Origin of the sequence: Polynucleobacter sp. AP-Latsch-80-C2, from assembly GCF_018882185.1 — a bacterium.
GTDB lineage: Bacteria > Pseudomonadota > Gammaproteobacteria > Burkholderiales > Burkholderiaceae > Polynucleobacter.
The window spans coordinates 172,550-192,184 of sequence record NZ_JACVOY010000003.1 but is presented as its reverse complement, the minus strand read 5'-3'; the positions used below and the strand labels follow the sequence as shown (position 1 = coordinate 192,184).

Here is a 19,635-nt window from a genome sequence, read left to right as displayed (position 1 = left end):
CCTTAGAATCCGTAACTTACGCCCGCAGGCGTAAAGGTTGCACGCGCTCTCCGAGCAGAGTGACATTGCATATTGACTGCAACCGGATTTAGCGTGATATGGGTATGCGCAAGCTCAACATGAACAGCAAATGCGGTGCCATCACCACCAAGACCCTGTGGCCCAATGCCAAGCTGATTTACCGCGCTACTCAACTCCTTTTCAAGCTTTGCGCCCTCTTCATCTGAACAGGAGCTTCCTAGAGGACGAACTGCTGCTCTCTTTGCCATCGCAACACACTGATCAGATGTTCCACCCACACCAACCCCTACGATTGTTGGAGGGCAGGTTTTACCTCCAGCAGAAACAACGCTCTCAATCACAAATGCTTTAACGCCATTAATCCCATCAGCTGGAATTGCCATTTTAAGAAAAGAATTGTTTTCCGATCCACTTCCCTTAGGAACCATTTCAATCTCAACCGTTTCTGATGCATCAGAAAAATCGATATGGATTGCAGGCATATCAATGCCACATGAAGTGTGATTATTTTTGCGGGTAATGGGATGTACTACGGATGATCTCAAGGGGTACTCTTTTGTAGCGCGCTCACAACCCTTGCGAATAGCTGCCATTAACGCCATGCCATCATATTGAACATTACTGCCAATCTTGACGTTATAAATGGGCAGACCGGTATCTTGGCAAAGTAAGTTATCTTCTCGCTCAGCTACTGCAATATTAGTAATCATGGTTTTCAAAACGACCTGGGCACGGCCATCAGTCTCAGCGCGATCTAGTCGATCAATTCCCGCCTTAATATCATCTGGCAGCACCTTGAGGGCGCGAATATAAAGCTCTTTACAAGCCTCTTCCACCAAATTCATTGATAACTGCATAAGTAACCTAACTAATTAGCAAAATATAGAAATAAAAGTCCGCAAATCATTGCAAACAAAATAGAAGCCTGAATCCAGCCCTTACGTAAGCCGCGCCAAGGACCAAACTCGATCATGAGTAGGCGCACTCCCCCCGCTAAATGAATAGCCAGCAGTATGACCAATGTCCACTCACCAAACTTGAAGACCCATATATCTGTTAAACCAAGCGCTAACTCAAAACCAGCAGCACCACGCAAAGACTGGGAGAGCATCAAGAAATGCAAAGGTAGGAAGCAGGCTAAAAGCAAGCCAGAAAAACGATGGCAGGCATAAGCAAAATACGATAAGTGACTCTTTGCTCTGTAATCCATCTTTGGTCTTGAGCTCAAAGCGCACCTCCGCTATAAACGCCGATTACAGCAGTAGTTCCTAGAGTCAAAATTAATATAGCTAACAACCAAGAAGCAGGTTTTGCAATTCCACTTTTAGGTAAAGTCTCCTGCAGAATATTGGCCACCCCAATTGGAGCGTGCACAAAACACGCTAAAACAAAGATCTCATAAAAAAGCGCGAAAGCCAAATTACCCTGAGTGCGCCCCAGTATTTCTTGGGCACTTAAACCACCCCTGATGGCATAAAAAATAATGACTAGATGAATAGCCACACAGATTCCGAGAATCATGGCACTAATTCTTTGGGCATACCAAAGTTTTGCTTGCATTACTGCTGCACTCATAGCTTGCCCCACTTACTGCCCTTTACTGCAGCTCTAGCAACTAATTTTTTTAGGCCAGCAATACTTGCGGTTGGTTCAATCCCCTTGGGACAGCGCTCCGTACAAGACCCCTGCGTATGGCAGGCATGACATCCAGCATCACCCGCTACCGCATGAAGGCGATCGAGTTGCTGAATATCTCTAATGTCATTGGTTAATGTCCATGCCCGATTTAACGCTGCGGGGCCAAGATAATTTGGTCGTGCTTCGACCACTTCACAAGACGCATAACAAACCCCACAACCAATACATTCAATACCTGCATTCGCCAATTGACGCTCTTCAGACTGCGGCTCTACTTTGGCAAAATCATTATGACGGGTTTGATTGCCCTTAAAGAAGCCAACAGCGCCTTTCCATTTATTAAAAAACTCACGCATATCAGTGGCAAGGTCTTTAATGACTGGTAAATTATTTAATGGAGCTATCTCGAGAGAGTCACCCTCTAAGATCTGCGACACATGGGTGCGACAAGTCCAACGCGCTACCCCATTCACCGTCATTGCGCATGATCCACACATACCCACACGACAGGCAAAGCGGTAACTCAGCGTAGGATCTAGTTTTCGCTGGATGTAGGTCACAACATCCAGAACCGTTTGATTGGAGTTGCGTGGTACCAAGTACTCGACGAACTCGCCCTGCTCAGCTCCGCGCCAGACTTTTACTTTGAGATCCATATTTGACATGGATTCATTATATCGATAGATAGTAAAAAATAAATCGAATATATTTTTCTTTGAGATAAAGTATTAATTTATCTCAAAGAGGTATTTAAAGTGACAAGAAGATGGGGCTTAACGTTCGATAGGGATAAATCCATCCCTATTGGGCATTTGCACCAAGGGTAAAGACTTGGCATCCATAACCGTATCTTTAGCAATAATCTTATTTAAAAATAGAATATAGGCGGTTGCCGCATACAACTGATCATTACTTAAAGATTGAGGTGCGTTATGGGGCATTGCCCTTCTCGTGTAATCAAATATGGTGGTTGGGTATGGCCAAAAACTGCCAACCGTTTTGACTGGTGTATTTGTATTTAACCCGCCTCCGCCAGCTAGTCGATTGGCTATTCCTCCTTGACCCTTATCACCATGACAGGAGGCGCACTGCTGCTGATAGAGAGTCTCCCCAACAACTGCAGTACCAGAACCTTCAGGCAATCCATCCCCTTTTGGATTGATGTCAATATTCCATAGTCGTATTTGATTTTCAGTAATAGGCTTGCCAAGACCAATGGGCCCGGAAGATTGATAGCTACTAGCACAAGCAGCAATCATTCCAAGCACAACTCCACCAATTAGGACCCTGACTATGCTTCGACTAGCGACCATTGGTAATCTCCCCATTCGCTGCCACACGCCATGGTTGAATAGCGTTATTGTGATAAAAAATGTTGGGGCCCTTGGCTTTAAGCAAAGCCTCCATCGTAGGTTGTATATCCCCGCTAGAATCGATTGCCCTGCTCATCAGCATGGCTGGAGTCCCATCCCACATCCATGGAAAACGGAAGCGAACCAAGGACTTATCCATCACAGGTTCTTGTAAAACCGCCTGCGCCCAAGATGCCCCGCCATTCAGAGACACTTCAACACGCTTTATTCCGCCATTTCCAGACCAAGCAAACCCAGAGATTTCATAAAAGCCCTTTGACTTCAATCTCATCATTCCCGAGGGCTGGGTGATCACCGACTTAACATCCATGGCAAAGGTAAATTGCTCAGCCTTACCATTAGGAAGTAAATCAGTATATGCAGACGTTTCTTCGCGCGTTTGCCAAGGCTCAGTACCTAACTTAATTCGCCGTAACCACTTAATACTCATATTACCCTCGTATCCAGGCAAAAAGAGGCGCAACGGGTATCCCTGTTCGGCTCGCAACATTTCACCGTTTTGTGCGTATACCAATAGCGCATCATCCATCATCTTGCTCATTGGGATGCTACGGGTCATAGCAGCACCATCAGCCCCTTCTGCTAGCGCCCATTTTGCAGTTGGCTGAACGCCACACTCTTGCAAAATTGTTGACAGGCGAACACCTGTCCATTCGCAGCAAGAAAGCAGTCCATGGATTTCCTGTGCGGTTTTCCCACTTGCCTTCTTTAATTCAGCAGCACTATTACCAGAGCACTCTAAAAAATATACTCGCGACTCTGATGGGAAGCGAACTATATCTTCCATCGTGAATATCATAGGCCTATCAACAAGACCATGAATTACTAAGCGATGCTGGTCAGGATTAATATCAGGAATGCCGGCATGATGCCGCTCAAATACCAAGCCATTTGGAGTAATAATTCCATGCAAATTTTGCAGGGGTGTTCTTGAGCCAGTCAAAAAAGTTGGTGGCGGCAATGGAAGAACCCTAACTACATTTTTTTCGTACTTTGAGGGCAATCCATATGGAGGATTAATAAAGGTAGAACCTTGAACCTTTGTCCATGGGTCGATTGCTAAAAAGGTTGAACTATTTGATTGGGCAGCAACACTTTTGGAAGCAATCAATCCACCAATACTGGATCCGACCGTCAATGATTTTTTCAAAAATGTGCGCCGCTGTGACTTACTCTTGATATCCGACATTTTTACATTGCCTCCGTAGTCTACATCTTAATTATGCAAGTTCTTTTTTACACCATAACATCGAAATAAAAAATGGGGAATGCGGAATAAAGAATAATTCAGAATTGTTTTCTTTGAGATAAAGAATATATTTATAATAGAAAGCATGTCCAGCATCAAAGTCCTCAAAAATTTCCTTGCCATTACTCGGCATAAGAGTGTGGCGGCTGCAGCGAGAGAAATTGGCCTGACTGCTGCTGCTGCGGGGCAACAATTACAACAACTAGAGCAAGAAATTGGTATTGAGTTGTTTGATAGGACCAAACGATCCCTTACGCTAAATAGCCATGGCCGATCTTTAATAGAGCCAATTCAAGAAATCATTGCACGCTACGAAGCTCTGGGAGCAAATCTCAAGACTGATCTAAGCGGGACTATTGTTTTAGGTGCGCTGGTCTCAACACTCATGGGTGCTTTTGGCAAAACACTCAATGAGTTAAAGCAACACTATCCAGAGCTTGAGATTAAATTAATTGCAGGCTTATCTAGCAACTTCTTAGACCAAGTGATTGAGGGCAGTCTTGATGCTGCGATTGTGACAGAGTCTCCTTTTGCCCTACCGCAAAACGTCCAATGGACCGAACTCTATAAAGAACCCATGATCTTGATTTATCCAAGCGCCCCCAAACCAAAGAAAGGCTCTATCGGCACTGATAAGCCACTGCCCTTTATTCGCTTTGAGAGAAATACTTGGACAGGACATCTTGTAGATCAAACGATTCGAGCTAATAAACTCAAGATTCAAGATGGCATGGAGCTCAACTCAGTAGAAGCCATTATTGAGCTAGTAAGACAAGGTCTTGGATACTCCATTGTTCCAAAGCTAGCTAATATTGCTTGGTCAAGCGACCGCCAACTCAAGATTCAAGAATTACCAGGAAAAGCAATCTATCGTAAGGTTGGATTGCTCGAGCGTAAAAAGCATGGTCGACAAAACATTACTTTAGCCATCAAGCAACATTTTTTATCAACTCTATAGCGCTTCTCGATATAGAGCAGCAGCATCACTGAGCGTGATCTCACGTGGACTGTTGCTTAGAAGGCGGGTTTGCAACATGGCATCCTTGGCTAACTGGTCAATATCACTCTCAGCAATGCCGACCTCGACTAAATGCTGTGGTAAACCGAGCTCACCAGCAAGTCCGCCTAAATACTCAGCCAATCCATTTGCCTGCTCGATAGTTGTACCCTTAAGTCCTGGTTTAATGATCTGCCCGAGCTCTGCATACATGGAATGTGCCACTTCAATATTGAAGCGAATTACCGGGGCCAACATTAAGGAATTGGACAAGCCATGAGGCACATGAAATCTTGCGCCAATCGGATATGCCAATGCATGAACTCCTGCTACTGGCGCATTAGTAAATGCCATACCTCCAAGACAAGCACCGAGTAACATGTTTTCACGCGCAACAATATCGCTTCCAGAGTTAACGGCTTGATGAAGATTTCCTGCCAATAAACGTAGAGCCTCTTTGGCTACGCAATCGGACATCGGGTTTTTAAGATGCTTGGTTGTATATGCCTCAATAGCATGGACCATCGCATCTATTCCTGTAGCGGCTGTTACGTGGGCCGGCAAGCCAAGCGTTAACTCTGCATCCAATATTGCTAAATCTGGCAATAGATGGGGTGAGAGAACACCCTTCTTTTCACTTTCACTGACAGTTACTACAGAGCTTTGCGTTACCTCAGAACCTGTACCAGCAGTTGTAGGCACCAGGATCAAAGGTAATCTTGGTCCTTTGGCCATTCCAATGCCGTATATGTCGGCAAGATTTTCAGTGCCAGGACTTAACAAAGCAACAAGCTTAGCTACATCCATCGAGCTACCGCCACCAAAGCCCACAATGAAATCCGCTTTATAGTCCTGCGCTACCTTCACCGCCTGATTAATTACGGGGACTGGAGGGTCAGCCTCAACATCGGAAAAAATCTGAAATGGGAGCTTTAACTCTTTAAATGGGGGAAGCGCTTTATCTAGCAAGCCCGCAGAAAGAACGCCGGGGTCCGTAACAATTAAGACAGATTTGCCGCCTCGTTCCAGAATTTTTTTTGCAAGGCTGGCCGAGCCCCCTCTTTCTACAAATATAGAGGGCGTGGAATGAAAGACAAATTGCATACTGAGTAACCCGCGATTATTTAAAACGGTTTTAGGAGAACTTTTGCAGCAGCTGTCTTTCCAGCATGTAAGTCACTAAAGGCCTGAGGCCCATCATCTAAAGACCGCTTTTCTACCCAAGACAAGTCGCCAAAGGCATTGCGAGCGAGCAAATTAACGGTGGCTTGAAGATCAACCGTGGAGTAGGTGTAGGTTCCAAGCAGCGTGATTTCAGCAAGCGTAAGCTTTCTCATGTCAATTTCGCTAGCCCAATCCTGAAGGCCTACATGCATCATCACACCGCCCGGCTTTACGGCAGCCAGTGCTGTGTTGCGAGTAACTACAGCACCGACGCAATCCATCACAAATTCAACTGAATTTTCAGTTATTTTTTCATCAATAGGATTGAGCGTCTTGCAGCCAACATGTTGCACAATAGCTTTTCTGCGCAATGGGTTTACTTCGGCAACCGTTAAATCATCAACCCCGTAATGCTTCAAGAGCAACGCAGAAAGCATTCCTATAGCGCCACCACCCAATATCAAAACACGACATTCTTGAATAGGTCTTTGAAGGGCTCGCATTGATAAGTTAATTGCATGAACAGCAGTGGCTGCTGGCTCAGTCAATGCAGCAGCATCCAGACTAAGGCCTTCGGGTATGACAATCAATGAGCTCGCAGGAATACTCATATATTCAGCAAAAGCTCCCGGTCTTGTCATTCCCACCATAGTGCGATTCGCGCACAAATTATTTCTTCCCTGCAGACAATATTCGCAGTGGCCACAAGTAATCAATGGATTGCCTGTAACTCTCTGCCCTTTGGTAAAAAGCGAAGATCTGGTTTCAGCAATGGTTCCAGCAAATTCATGCCCTAAAACTAAGCCCGGCTTTCTTCTAGGGTCATGACCATGAAAAGCGTGCATATCACTTCCGCAAATACCCACCGACTCAATCTTGAGTACCACCTCCTCAGTATCCAGCGAAGGATAAGAACGATCTAAGATCTGCATTTCATTTGGCTGTGTATAGACCAAGGCTTTCATAATTACGATCCTTATATTGCGGTGTAACCGCCATCGAGCATGATGGTTTGTCCAGTAATGTAGGCAGAGGCATCGCTAGATAAGAAGATGGCTAAACCATGGATATCCGTCATCTCACCATTGCGACCTATCGCTGTTTTTTCTGCATGCATTTTGACTAAATCAGGATTATTAAAGACTGGCGCTGTTAATGCCGTAGGAAAGAACCCAGGACCAATAGCATTACAAGTAATGCCAAACTTTGACCACTCCTGCGCTATAGCTCGCGTTAACTGGACAACCCCACCCTTTGCTGCACCATAGGGTGCACTATTAGCAAAAGCGCGATAGCTCTGTAGAGATGCAATATTAATGATGCGACCCCATCTACGCGACTGCATTTGTGGTGCCAGCGCTTGAGTCATAAAAAATGGGGCAGCTAACTGTACATTTAATTGCTCTTGCCAACTCTGTGGAGATACTTGTCCATAGGGCTCTCTCAAGTTAACACCTGCAGCATTAACCAAGATGTCGACTTTTCTGAGCTGACTTAAGACGCGCTTGGACAAGCCCTCTGCTTGCTCCAAGTCGCTTAAGTTTGCAGTAAATGAGGAGGTCTTAATACCCTGAGCATTAAGACGCTCTGTAGCTTCTTCCAATGGAGCTTCTCTACGGGCAGCAATAGCGACTTCAGCACCAGCCAAACCTAAAGCGAGGGCAATGCCCTCGCCTAAGCCACTACTACCACCGGTAATGAGAGCTGTTTTACCCTGCAAATCAAATAGTTGATGGATGATTTGACTCATACCTCTACGGGACTTCCAAGATCAAACTTCTCATTAGGAAAGTACTTTTCCAAACGATCATCTGCAGTACGTGCATGCGCTTCCATTCCTTCTAGACGACTAATTCGAGCTGTTACTAGCGCCATTTCTTTGCTTCCCTCACGAGTCATCTTCTGCCAAGTCAGTGTTTTCATGAACTTATGAACAGATAAACCACCTGAATATCTTGCTGCACCCTTCGTAGGCAACACATGGTTTGGTCCACTGGTCTTATCTCCAAAGGCAACGGTAGTTTCTTCACCCAAAAATAAAGATCCGTAGCAGGTGAGATTACTTAACCACCAATCCAATTCTTTTGCATGGACTTCAAGATGTTCACTTGCATATTGGTCAGAAACTTTGGCAACCTCTTCGCGAGTGCTACATACGATAACCTCGCCATAATCACGCCATGCGCAGGCCGCAGCATCCTTTGCTGTTGGCGGTAAGAGATCAATCATCTGAGGAACCAATATCATCACTTCATTAGCCAATTTGGCTGAGGTAGTAAATAACCATGCGGGAGATTCGTGGCCATGTTCAGCCTGACCAACTAAGTCACTCGCTACAATTTTTGGATCAGCCGTTTCATCTGCAATCACCGCAATTTCAGATGGTCCAGCAAATACATCAATTCCAACTTTTCCAAACAGGGAACGCTTTGCTTCAGCAACAAACTTATTACCTGGCCCCACGACTACGTCAGCAGGTTTGCCGGTAAATAATCCATACGCCATCGAAGCAATCGCCTGAACACCACCCAAAGTCATAATGACATCAGCACCAGCTGCTTTAAAGGCATAAAGCACATAGGGATGAATGCCTCCACCTCTAAATGGGCTTGAGCATGCAATGATATTTTTAACACCCGCCGCTTTTGCTGTAGCTACCGTCATATAAGCAGATGCAATGTGAGCATATCTACCCGAAGGTGCGTAACAACCCACTACATTTACTGGCAACACCTTTTGTCCGGCAGTAACCCCAGTATGTAGGGTGGTAGAGAAATCCTGAATGCTATTTTTCTGAGCGATAGCAAAGTCATAGACTTGCTTCACAGCAAAATCAATATCTCGCTTCACTGAGGCTGGCACATCAGCCAAGATAGCATTCATTGCCTGCTCTGACATGACAATATCGCCTGACCATTTATCCAGCTTTAATGCGTAATCCTTAACAGCCGATTCACCATTCTTCTCAATATTGGCAAGCATTTCAGTCACCACCTGCTGAGCTGTAGATGTCTCAGTCTCTGGCGTTTTGGCTGCCTTCTTTAAATAATCTATGGACATATTTCTAACCTTAGTTTTGTAAGCGCTTACAAGCTCTATCTAAAAAATGAGGTTGCCCCCATTTTTTAGATTGCTTTATCGACTACTTAGAGTTGTTTGCAAAATCACGCAGTTTTTTATCTGCATTCACCATCTTCATGAATTCATCAGTGATGTATTCATTTGCTGGCGGTACAGTTTGGATGGCGCCAGTTGATTGCATAAAGGCGGCAATAGAATTAAACCAGCCGTCTACTTGTGATGGGCCCTTAGAGTTATCCATAATCTTCAACTCAGTTGCCAAGTCATAGTTAGGGCGGGTATCAAACTCTTTCTTCATTGAAGCCTCAGAAATTGTGACACCACCCTGCTCATAGAACTTTTTCATCATGGCAATCGCTTGTGGCTTATTAGCATTCATCCACTTCCAGGCACGTAAATACACAGCGAGGAACTTAGCTACATTCTGTGGATTTTCTTTTGCATAATCAGCACGTACGATCAAAGCGCCAGGAACAAAAGCGCCACCATCCTTACCGCTACAGATGACCTTAGCTCCAGCCTTCTCTTCGAGCGTATAAATATTTGGTGCCCACAAGCCACCAAAGTCAGCGTTACCCGAGGACATGGCAGAAATAATTTCGCCCTGACCCATATTCTTGATAACAACATCAGTCTTAGCTAAACCATATTTCTTAAGACAAGATTGAACTGCATAATCTCCAGTGGAGTTACCAGTCAATACAATGGTCTGCCCTTTTAATGATTGAGGGTTGGCTGTAAATGCCTCTGCAGCTTTACTAGTAGCAAGCAGCGCATTGCCTGCTGATTCATCATTACTCAATCCGATAGTCTTAATACCAAAGCGGACATAACCCAATACAGCAGGAACAGATCCAGTGCCACCTACATCCCATGACTTAGAGGCAGATGCTGCAATTTGCGGAACGCCAGCGGGGAAAGTACTAAATTCTGGCTTAAGACCTAATTCACCCCACCAGTTTTTTTCCGTTGCTACAAAAAATGGAAGTGCCCAATACAAAGCAGGCTGATAACTCACTTTAATCTCGGTTAAAGCAGGCTTTGTTTGCGCATAGACATTACCAACACTTGCTGCTGCCAGTACCGTTGCCCCCAAAATACTTGCTAATGATTTTTTAAATTGCATTTTTATCTCCTTCAGACATTACAAAAGTGAATCAATGATCAACACCTAGGTTTTGCTCGCGTAACAACTTCCAAATCTGACTACGTAACTGCACAAAAGAACTCAAATCCATGACATCCTCAATACGAGTATGTGTATCCCAACCTTCTTTTTCACGAATAGGCTTAATCTCGATCACATCCCGAATCAGACCAGGCCTTCTGGACATCACCACGACACGATCAGCGAGATACACCGCCTCTTCAACAGCGTGGGTGATAAATAAGACAGTTTTAGGATTCTTACGGGCAAGCCTTACAAGCTCTTCCTGCATCACTACACGTGTTTGTGCATCTAAGGCGCCGAATGGCTCATCCATCAAAAGCACTTCTGGCTCTAGGACATAGGCACGCGCAATAGCCACTCGTTGCTGCATACCGCCAGACAATTGATGAGGATAGGCCTGCTCATATCCCTCTAAACCCATCAGCGAAATTAAACGGGCAGTTTTATCTCGCTTTTCAGTCGCACTCATACCCATGGATTTCAGGCCAAACTCAATATTCTCTTGAACTGTTTTCCATGGAAATAAAGCGAATTGCTGGAATACCACTGCACGGTCTGGTCCAGGCCCTTTTACCTCTTTGCCGCCAACAAGTACCCGCCCTTTGCTAGGCATTTCAAGGCCAGCTACCATGCGTAAACAAGTAGTCTTTCCGCAACCAGATGGGCCGACAATCGCAACAAACTCTTTGTCTTTAACAGTTAAGTTAACACCGCCTACAGCCAAAAACTCTTTGCCGCCCTGTTTAAAGCTGCGCTCTACTGAATCGAAAACAATATCTGCCATAAATCAAATTTCTCTATAGTGAACAGCGAACTTTTCAGCCTGCCTTAAAAGCACATCAATCAATAAACCAATGAGACCAATTGCAATCATGCCGCTCATCACAATATCGGTCTGAATACTTGCCTGGCCTTTAACCATCATGTAACCAACGCCACTAGATGCAACAATGAGTTCAGCACCAACTAGGGATTGCCAACCTAAGCCCGCAGATATCCGCAGGCCAGCAATGATGGATGGGATGGCCGCTGGAAATAAGACTTCAGTCATCAAGCGCAACTTACCTGCCCCAAGCATTCTGGCTGCTTCAAGGTATTTTTTATCTACGTGAATTGCTCCGCGATAAGTATTAATTAAGACCGGAGGAAATGCCCCCATAAAGATCACCAATACCGGACCACCGATACCAGTTCCAAACCAGAGTGCTGCGAATGGAACCCAAGCAATTGGAGCAACAAAGCGAATACTCTCAAAAAATGGTGTGATCAGTTGATTTGCATATTTGGATAAGGCCATCAATAAACCGAGCGGCACACCAATAACGACAGCCACCAGGAAGCCATACAAAAAGCGTTGAAAACTCGAAGCGATGTGCGCCAATAAGGTGTAGCCAGAAAATGGCTCGTTAAGCAAATGAATAAACTTAAGAACTACCTCATGTGGAGGCGGTAAAAATTGCTTTGGCACCACCCCTAAAAGGACAAAGAGATACCAAAAACCAACAAAGCTAGCAATACCGAGCCCTGTCCACAATACAAACTCACCTTGATTTAAGCGTTCTTGACGTGCCATTACGCTCTCCAAGGCATCGCATAGCGCTCAGCCTTAGCCAATATCTGAGTCATTATCCAACCAGAAATCGCTACGCTAATCATGCCCACCATAATCATGGCCGGATTAATGTCTTGAGCCGCTTGATTTAGGATCGATCCCAAACCTAAAGTCGCACCGACTAATTCTGCCGCAACTAAAGTAGTCCAGGAGGCCTGAAGTGATAGGCGTAAGCCAGTAAAAATAAGGGGCAACGCACCAGGAATTAACACTTCGCGATAGTAAGCAAAACGGCTAATACCCAACATAGCAGCGGCTTCTCGCTGGGGTACCTCTATTGATCTAACGCCAGTAAAACTATTAATCACTGCCGGCACAAAGGCTGCTACATAAATCACCATTACCTTAGCGGAGTTACCAAGCCCCAACCAAACAATAGCCAAAGGAATCCATGCTAATGGGGGTATTGGCCTCAAGGTTAAAAATATTGGATTGACGAAGGCTTCAATTTTTTTATTGGCACCCATCAGAATCCCAAGCAATATTCCTAATGAGGAAGAAACCAAAAATCCGGAGGTAACTAAGATCACACTTTGCAAGACATGCTGATGAAGCTTGCCGTTGCCATAACCCTGCAAGGCAATAATTTTGAAAGAATTCCAAGTTTCTATGGGAGATGGAAATCTAGCGCTCGAGATTGTGCCCGTCCACTCTGTCAGCCCAAACCAAGCGAGCAGCAGAATCGCACAGAACAAAAAGAAGGATAAAAGCTTGCTAAAAATTTCCAATTCCTTATAGAATGAACTAAATGTAAGCGCTTTCATTCTAACCACAATTCGTTAGCAAAATTACCCAGAACGGCTAAATTAGACTAGGACTTTCCCTTAGGCACTGATGAAAAAAAATACCGGATCAATCACCATTGATCATGTTGCAGCTGCAGCAAAAGTTTCTACGGCAACAGTGTCACGCGCTCTCAACCGACCTGAGACAGTCAGCCCTGCCCTTAAAGAAAAGATACATGCAGTTATTAAGAGGCTTGGCTACATTCCCAACGCTGGAGCCCGCTCATTGATGCTAAAACGCTCGGGCACTATTGGCGCAATTGTTCCAACCTTAGATAACGCTATCTTTGCCCAAGGTCTATCTGAATTCCAAAGACAGCTCAACCAATCAGGCCATCAACTCTTGGTGGCTAGCAGCAACTATGACCCTAATATCGAAGCCACACAAATAACCAATTTACTCACCAGAGGTGTAGAGGGAATAGTCCTTTTTGGTATCAGTCAACAAAGGGAAGCATTGAAGCTGATGAGGACACGCAATATTCCCTATATCCATGTAGGATCCTTGGCTGCCCCTCTGAATGGCTATACCTCTGGATTTGATAACGCTGAAGCCATCAAGCTGGGCGTCAAACACCTGCTGGATCAAGGTCACAAGCATTTTGGGATGTTGAGCGGAATTACCGCCAACAATGATCGAGCAAAGGACCGTGTTGCCGGAACACTTGCCTTACTGGCTGAAAAGAAGATTTACCTCAAGCCTGAAATGATTGTGGAATGCCGCTATGAACTACAAGAGGCAAGACTTGGTCTAAAGAAGCTATTACTGAATAACCCAAAAATTACTGCCATTATTTGCGGCCAAGACGTACTCGCATTGGGCGCATTATTGGAAGCTCAAAAACAGGGGATTAAAGTTCCTAAGGATCTGTCCATTGTGGGATTTGATGATCTAGAGATCTCTAGGCATCTACTTCCAAGCCTGACAACAATCCACATAGATGCAATAGGTATGTGGGCACAGGCTGCCAATCACTTAATTTGTCAAATCAATGGGGTAGATAACCTGCCCAAAAAAATTAAAGCTAATGTTAATTTAGTTATTCGAGAATCAACTGCTACAGCACCAAAACGTTAAGACTCAACTTAATCTTGGTTAATGACTTTCTTTGGCGTGATTAATGGAGTACTTTGGTATTTCGATCACAAGCGCTTCACGAGCAACAATCGCTTGGCAGGATAGGCGAGACTGCGGATTTAAGCCCCAAGCACGATCAAGCATGTCCTCCTCATTTTCATCCGGAGGATTTAGGCTCTGGTATCCCTCTTTCACAATCACGTGACAAGTTGTGCAAGCACAAACCATATCGCAAGCATGCTCAATAGGAATGTCATTCTCTAGTAAGGCCTCGCAAATGGAGGTTCCAGGAGCCACCTCAACAACCGCGCCTTCAGGACAGTACTCACTATGGGGTAGAACAACAATTTGCGTCATGGTATTTTCTGCTTCTTTATGAGTTTTTTGTGTTTAGATCTCGGCAACATTCTTGCCTGATAAGGCCTTTTGAATGCTGGCATTCATACGCATTTGCGCAAAATCATCTGTTGCTTTAGCAGCGTGATCAACAGCCTTACGCACTACGGCGCTATCTGTTTCTTCATTCAAAATCTTTTGTAGAACAGCCATCTCATGATCAATGGAGGATTGATCTTCCTTTGAGAGCAAGCTTCTGTCACTTGCTAGCGCAGTTTGTACAGCATCTAGTAATCTTTGGGCATTCACTTGCTCTTCGCGCAAAGACCTTGCCAACAAATCTTCTTTTGCTGAGGAAAAACCATCTTGCAACATTCTGGTGATTTCTGCATCGGTCAAACCATAGGAAGGCTTGATATCGATAGATGCCTTTACACCTGAGCCCTGCTCTACTGCACTTACTGATAACAAACCATCAGCATCAACCTGAAAGGTCACCCGTATTCGTGCTGCACCAGCTGCCATAGCAGGAATGCCACGCAATTCAAACTTACCTAAGGAACGGCAATCCTGAGCAAGCTCACGCTCACCTTGTACTACTTGAATTGCCAGCGCTGTTTGACCATCTTTAAATGTCGTGAAGTCTTGTGCTCTTGCAACAGGTATTGGGGTATTTCGAGGAATAATTTTTTCTACTAAGCCACCCATAGTTTCAATACCGAGGGAAAGTGGAATCACATCCAACAACAACCACTCATCATCTTTACTTTGATTACCGGCTAACAAGTCAGCTTGCATTGCAGCACCGAGCGCTACTACTTGATCGGGATTTAAATTATTTAAGGGTTGCGTACCGAATAACTCTCCTACAGCACGCTGAACATTTGGCATGCGCGTTGACCCACCCACCATTACTACGCCCTTGATATCTTCAGCCTTTAAGCCAGAATCCCGCAAAGCTTTTTTACAAGCAAGCAAAGTCTTGCTCACTAAATTTTGGGTAATCTCAAAAAACTGGGCCTGACTGACGCCTACATTTACTACAGTGCCATCAGATAAAGTCTCATGGACTCGCGCCAAAGGGTTATGACTGAGCAACTCTTTGGCGTGTTTACACGCTTGCAATAAAGTACGGTGATCGTGAATGGATAGCGGCGGGAGTTTTGCCTGCTCAATCACCCAACAATACAAACGATGATCAAAGTCATCTCCACCTAAGGCTGAATCCCCTCCGGTGGAGAGCACCTCAAAAACACCCTTACTCATCCGCAGAATAGAAATATCAAAGGTGCCGCCACCGAGGTCATAGACGGCATACACACCTTCAGAAGTGTTATCTAAGCCATAGGCAATTGCTGCTGCAGTAGGTTCATTTAATAATCGCAACACCTCAATGCCAGCTAACTTAGCAGCATCTTTAGTAGCTTGACGTTGTGCATCGTCAAAATAGGCTGGCACAGTGATCACCGCACCCACTATTTCATCAGAGACTGAATCTTCAGCTAACTGACGCAAACGTGCGAGGATTTCCGCAGAAACTTCGATGGGGCTCTTATCACCCGCAACCGTTCTGAGCTTAAGCATGCCAGGCTGATCAACAAACTCGTAGGGAGCACTTTCAATATGCTCGATATCGTTTAGTCCGCGCCCCATATAGCGCTTCACCGAAACAATGGTGTTCTTTGGATCTGACACTACACTCTCAAGCGCTTCGAAGCCGGCCTGGGTTCTTCCATTAGGGAGGTAGCGCACCACGGAGGGTAGCAATTCACGCCCTTGAGAATCTGGCAACACTTTGGGCAAGGCATCGCGCACAATTGCAACCAAAGAATTCGTAGTGCCCAAATCAATACCAACCGCAATGCGCCGTTGATGAGGGGCAAGCGACTTACCGGGTTCTGAGATTTGTAATAAGGCCATAAGTGATAGAGTTTAAAGCTATACCAATGCGGCGATAGCATCATCAAGCTCAAGAGCGAACTTGTCGATAAAGAGCAAACCACGCAAGAGCTCGGCAGCACGCTCATAGTTCTTGGCATGATCAATTGCTTGAGTAATCTCCAATAGAGTATCTTGTTTGGAGGCCTCAACCTCTTCCATCAACACCTCTAGGGCCGGCAAGTCCTCTGCCCGCTCATCCAAACTTTCACGCCATTCCATCTGCCGCATTAAAAAAGCTGCTGGCATGGCTGTATTCGTTTCCAATTTCGCATCAACCCCATGAAGCTGGCAAAGGTAAAGGCCGCGCTGCACGGGATTTTTCAGTATTTGAAATGCAGTGTTGGCTAAGGTAGCCATTTGCATTGCTAAGCGTTGCTCAGTTTCGCTGCCACGCGCGTGGCGATCGGGATGGACTTCTTTCTGAATTGCAAGATAAGCCTGATCTAAAGCAAGCAAGTCGATTTTGAATTGCTGATTTAAACCAAAGAAACGGAAATAATCGTCAGACGCGGAAGGATTCGCCACAACCACACTCATCTTTTACGTTTGGATTTTGAAACTTAAATCCCTCATTCAAACCCTCGCGCACGAAATCCAATTCCGTTCCATCCAGATAAGCCAAACTCTTGGGGTCAACAAATACCTTAATGCCATTGGATTCAAACATCGTATCCTCAGGTGCAGCTTCGTCCACATACTCCAATTGGTAGGCCAAGCCTGAGCAACCCGTAGTACGGACACCCAAACGCAATCCACACCCTTTGCCGCGCTTTTCTAAATTGCGGTTAACGTGTGCAGCTGCTTTTTCAGTTAAGGTAATTGCCATAGTTTTGTCTTTACTTCTTTATTTTGCTGGATGCTTTTCTTTGTAATCAGCAACCGCTGCTTTAATGGCATCCTCAGCCAAAATAGAGCAGTGAATTTTTACCGGTGGAAGCGCTAACTCTTCAGCAATCAAAGAGTTCTTGATCTCAAGCGCTTGATCTAAGGTTTTTCCTTTGACCCACTCTGTTACCAATGAAGAAGAAGCAATGGCAGAACCGCAACCATAGGTCTTGAACTTGGCATCTTCGATAACGCCTTGATCGTTTACGCGAATTTGTAATTTCATCACGTCGCCGCAAGCCGGGGCGCCAACCATTCCAGTACCAACACTTTCATCGCCTTTTTCAAAAGAACCCACGTTACGTGGATTTTCGTAATGGTCGATTACTTTTTCGCTATATGCCATGATATTTCCTCTTTAATTCTTCAATTGTTTAGTGTGCTGCCCATTGAATCGTGCTCAAGTCGATTCCATCTTTATACATTTCCCACAGCGGTGATAGCTCACGCAACTTGGCAATCTTTTCCTTTACCAACTTAATCGTGAAATCAACTTCCTCTTCAGTGGTAAAGCGTCCCAATGTAAAACGAATCGAGCTATGTGCCAATTCATCATTACGCCCAAGCGCGCGCAATACATAAGAAGGCTCCAGTGAAGCGGAGGTGCAGGCAGATCCAGAGGAGATCGCTAAATCTTTGAGCGCCATCAACATGGACTCGCCTTCAACATAGTTAAAGCTGATGTTGAGGTTGTGCGGCACACGATCATCCATGTCGCCATTGACATAAACCTCTTCAATATCTTTGAGGCCCGCCAATAAGCGATCGCGCAAAGCACGAATACGCGTATTTTCTTCAGCCATTTCAATACGAGCAATGCGGAATGCTTCGCCCATGCCAACGATTTGATGAACCGCCAAGGTGCCCGAACGCATTCCTCGCTCATGACCACCACCATGAATCTGAGCCTCAATACGAATACGAGGTTTACGACGAACAAACAGAGCGCCGATTCCCTTAGGGCCGTAAGTTTTATGCGCTGAGAAACTCATTAGATCGACTTTGATTTTTTCTAAATCAATTTCAACCTTGCCAGTTGCCTGAGCGGCATCCACATGAAAAATTACGCCACGTGAACGGCATAAATCACCAATCTTAGGAATATCTTGAACCACACCAATTTCATTGTTGACATACATTACTGATGCCAAAATGGTTCCCGGCTTCATCGCCGCCTCAAGCTGAGCGTAATCTATTAAACCGTTAGGTAATACATCTAAATAAGTAACTTCATAGCCTTCGCGTTCAAGTTCACGGCAAGTATCTAAAGTTGCCTTATGTTCTGTTTTCACAGTAATGATGTGATTGCCACGATCTTTGTAAAAGTGCGCAGCTCCTTTGAGCGCTAAGTTAATGCTCTCAGTGGCACCACTGGTAAAGACGATCTCCCTTGGATCCGCATGAACCAATTGTGCAACTTCTGAACGCGCCCACTCAACCGCCTCTTCAGCAGCCCAACCATAAGCATGGCTTCGTGAAGCCGCATTACCAAATTGCTCACGCAAATAGGGCAGCATTTTGTCCACCACTCGTGGATCGATCGGCGTAGTAGCTGAGTAATCCATATACACCGGAAAATGTTTAGGGCTAAACATCGGAACCGGTTGCTTTGGAAGGTCTTGTGGTGCGTTCATGATTGACTTATAGATTGATGGTGCGGGTATTAACTTTGCCGCGCCAGGTTAAAAACAGAATTCACTAAAGGTGCCTTAGGGGCGACCTCTTTTTTAGCTGAGAGTGCTGTGGCTGGTTTCTCAGCTTTCACACTTTCAACTTTCATTTTCTTTTGTCGCATATCTTGGATGACAATGCCGCGTCCTTCTTGCTGTTGTACGAGATCACGCAAACTGACGGAGCTCAGGTACTCAACCATTTTGGAATTGAGATTGCTCCAAAGATCATGCGTCATGCAGCGGCCATGGCTGTCTTCTTCACTATGACAATTGCCTTTGCCACCACATTGCGTAGCATCCAATGGTTCATCCACAGCAACAATAATGTCCGCAACGCTAATCTCGTTGGATCCGCGTGCCAGCGTATATCCACCGCCTGGGCCACGAGTACTTTCCACGATATTGAAACGGCGTAATTTGCCGAACAATTGCTCGAGGTAAGAGAGGGAAATTTTTTGTCTTTGGCTAATTCCAGCCAAAGTTACAGGACCATGCGTTTCACGCAGGGCTAAATCGATCATTGCGGTTACTGCAAAACGGCCTTTAGTTGTAAGTCTCATATGTCACCTTGGTAATGGATTGTTATGGACAGCTCACAGTCGGGCGGGTAATACCCGACCATTCCGCTCAA

The 19,635-nt window shown here is 45.2% G+C and carries 23 protein-coding genes; 2 read left to right on the top strand and 21 right to left on the bottom strand.

Annotated features, from left to right (window positions below; translation table 11 throughout):
* Positions 1–2 precede the first annotated feature (2 nt).
* The 6 genes from ICN47_RS05325 to soxC all read right to left on the bottom strand — a co-directional run bounded on the left by ICN47_RS05325 (position 3) and on the right by soxC (position 4,221).
* Entirely contained in the window at positions 3–878 is an 876-nt protein-coding gene (locus ICN47_RS05325; RefSeq protein ID WP_216218850.1) for a fumarate hydratase, read from the bottom strand.
* A gap of 11 nt (positions 879–889) precedes the next feature.
* Complete coding sequence (gene sdhC / locus ICN47_RS05320; RefSeq protein ID WP_255538928.1) at positions 890–1,249, bottom strand: succinate dehydrogenase, cytochrome b556 subunit; 360 nt, start codon at positions 1,247–1,249, stop codon at positions 890–892.
* Positions 1,246–1,596, bottom strand: coding sequence for a succinate dehydrogenase (locus ICN47_RS05315; protein ID WP_216218849.1), 351 nt, complete (start codon positions 1,594–1,596; stop codon positions 1,246–1,248). Before ICN47_RS05315 ends, sdhC begins: the two co-directional genes overlap by 4 nt.
* Complete coding sequence (locus ICN47_RS05310; protein ID WP_216218848.1) at positions 1,593–2,324, bottom strand: succinate dehydrogenase/fumarate reductase iron-sulfur subunit; 732 nt, start codon at positions 2,322–2,324, stop codon at positions 1,593–1,595. The genes ICN47_RS05315 and ICN47_RS05310 overlap by 4 nt, the downstream gene beginning before the upstream one ends.
* Before the next feature lie 108 nt (positions 2,325–2,432).
* Entirely contained in the window at positions 2,433–2,972 is a 540-nt protein-coding gene (locus ICN47_RS05305) for a c-type cytochrome (RefSeq protein ID WP_255538927.1), read from the bottom strand.
* Positions 2,962–4,221 (bottom strand): sulfite dehydrogenase, encoded by a 1,260-nt coding sequence (gene soxC / locus ICN47_RS05300; RefSeq protein WP_216218847.1) that lies wholly within the window; start codon positions 4,219–4,221, stop codon positions 2,962–2,964. The genes ICN47_RS05305 and soxC overlap by 11 nt, the downstream gene beginning before the upstream one ends.
* Positions 4,222–4,366: 145 nt before the next feature.
* On the opposite strand from soxC, the gene ICN47_RS05295 reads away from it, so the two are divergent.
* The gene (locus tag ICN47_RS05295) at positions 4,367–5,239 is read left to right on the top strand and encodes a LysR family transcriptional regulator (RefSeq protein WP_216218846.1); all 873 of its coding nucleotides are present in this window, start codon (positions 4,367–4,369) and stop codon (positions 5,237–5,239) included.
* Here ICN47_RS05295 and ICN47_RS05290 read toward each other — a convergent pair.
* The 8 genes from ICN47_RS05290 to ICN47_RS05255 form a co-directional block, all read right to left on the bottom strand.
* Positions 5,234–6,382 (bottom strand): iron-containing alcohol dehydrogenase, encoded by a 1,149-nt coding sequence (locus ICN47_RS05290; protein ID WP_216218845.1) that lies wholly within the window; start codon positions 6,380–6,382, stop codon positions 5,234–5,236. The genes ICN47_RS05295 and ICN47_RS05290 overlap by 6 nt on opposite strands.
* A 20-nt stretch (positions 6,383–6,402) precedes the next feature.
* Positions 6,403–7,407, bottom strand: coding sequence for a galactitol-1-phosphate 5-dehydrogenase (locus tag ICN47_RS05285; protein WP_216218844.1), 1,005 nt, complete (start codon positions 7,405–7,407; stop codon positions 6,403–6,405).
* Positions 7,408–7,418: 11 nt separating this feature from the next.
* A complete protein-coding gene (locus ICN47_RS05280; protein ID WP_216218843.1) occupies positions 7,419–8,192 on the bottom strand; it encodes an SDR family NAD(P)-dependent oxidoreductase in 774 nt (257 codons plus the stop codon).
* A complete protein-coding gene (gene hisD / locus ICN47_RS05275) occupies positions 8,189–9,502 on the bottom strand; it encodes a histidinol dehydrogenase (protein WP_216218842.1) in 1,314 nt (437 codons plus the stop codon). Before hisD ends, ICN47_RS05280 begins: the two co-directional genes overlap by 4 nt.
* A gap of 82 nt (positions 9,503–9,584) precedes the next feature.
* On the bottom strand, positions 9,585–10,649 hold the full coding sequence (locus ICN47_RS05270; RefSeq protein ID WP_216218841.1) for an ABC transporter substrate-binding protein: 1,065 nt from the start codon (positions 10,647–10,649) through the stop codon (positions 9,585–9,587).
* 31 nt (positions 10,650–10,680) lie between these two features.
* On the bottom strand, positions 10,681–11,478 hold the full coding sequence (locus ICN47_RS05265) for an ABC transporter ATP-binding protein (RefSeq protein ID WP_216218840.1): 798 nt from the start codon (positions 11,476–11,478) through the stop codon (positions 10,681–10,683).
* A 3-nt stretch (positions 11,479–11,481) separates the two neighbouring features.
* Positions 11,482–12,267 (bottom strand): ABC transporter permease, encoded by a 786-nt coding sequence (locus ICN47_RS05260; protein WP_216218839.1) that lies wholly within the window; start codon positions 12,265–12,267, stop codon positions 11,482–11,484.
* Positions 12,267–13,034, bottom strand: a complete 768-nt coding sequence (locus tag ICN47_RS05255) for an ABC transporter permease (protein ID WP_255538926.1) — start codon at positions 13,032–13,034, stop codon at positions 12,267–12,269. The genes ICN47_RS05260 and ICN47_RS05255 overlap by 1 nt, the downstream gene beginning before the upstream one ends.
* Before the next feature lie 106 nt (positions 13,035–13,140).
* Between ICN47_RS05255 and ICN47_RS05250 the strand changes: the two genes are divergently transcribed.
* Positions 13,141–14,169, top strand: coding sequence for a LacI family DNA-binding transcriptional regulator (locus ICN47_RS05250; protein ID WP_216218837.1), 1,029 nt, complete (start codon positions 13,141–13,143; stop codon positions 14,167–14,169).
* An 18-nt stretch (positions 14,170–14,187) separates the two neighbouring features.
* Here the strand turns inward: ICN47_RS05250 and fdx are convergent, their stop codons facing one another.
* The 7 genes from fdx to ICN47_RS05215 are packed head-to-tail and all read right to left on the bottom strand — an operon-like array spanning position 14,188 to position 19,564.
* The gene (gene fdx, locus ICN47_RS05245; protein ID WP_216218836.1) at positions 14,188–14,526 is read right to left on the bottom strand and encodes an ISC system 2Fe-2S type ferredoxin; all 339 of its coding nucleotides are present in this window, start codon (positions 14,524–14,526) and stop codon (positions 14,188–14,190) included.
* A gap of 33 nt (positions 14,527–14,559) precedes the next feature.
* Complete coding sequence (hscA, locus tag ICN47_RS05240; RefSeq protein WP_216218835.1) at positions 14,560–16,425, bottom strand: Fe-S protein assembly chaperone HscA; 1,866 nt, start codon at positions 16,423–16,425, stop codon at positions 14,560–14,562.
* Between the two features lie 18 nt (positions 16,426–16,443).
* Entirely contained in the window at positions 16,444–16,983 is a 540-nt protein-coding gene (gene hscB, locus ICN47_RS05235) for a Fe-S protein assembly co-chaperone HscB (RefSeq protein WP_216218834.1), read from the bottom strand.
* Positions 16,949–17,272 carry an iron-sulfur cluster assembly protein IscA gene (gene iscA, locus ICN47_RS05230; protein WP_216218833.1) on the bottom strand — a complete coding sequence of 108 codons (324 nt, stop codon included), beginning with the start codon at positions 17,270–17,272 and terminating at the stop codon, positions 16,949–16,951. The genes hscB and iscA overlap by 35 nt, the downstream gene beginning before the upstream one ends.
* Positions 17,273–17,290: 18 nt before the next feature.
* Positions 17,291–17,677: a Fe-S cluster assembly scaffold IscU gene (iscU, locus tag ICN47_RS05225; RefSeq protein WP_072583083.1), complete on the bottom strand. Its 387-nt coding sequence runs from the start codon at positions 17,675–17,677 to the stop codon at positions 17,291–17,293.
* Positions 17,678–17,705: 28 nt separating this feature from the next.
* Positions 17,706–18,965, bottom strand: a complete 1,260-nt coding sequence (locus ICN47_RS05220) for an IscS subfamily cysteine desulfurase (protein WP_370626263.1) — start codon at positions 18,963–18,965, stop codon at positions 17,706–17,708.
* A 29-nt stretch (positions 18,966–18,994) separates the two neighbouring features.
* A complete protein-coding gene (locus ICN47_RS05215; RefSeq protein WP_216218832.1) occupies positions 18,995–19,564 on the bottom strand; it encodes a Fe-S cluster assembly transcription factor in 570 nt (189 codons plus the stop codon).
* Positions 19,565–19,635: the final 71 nt, after the last annotated feature.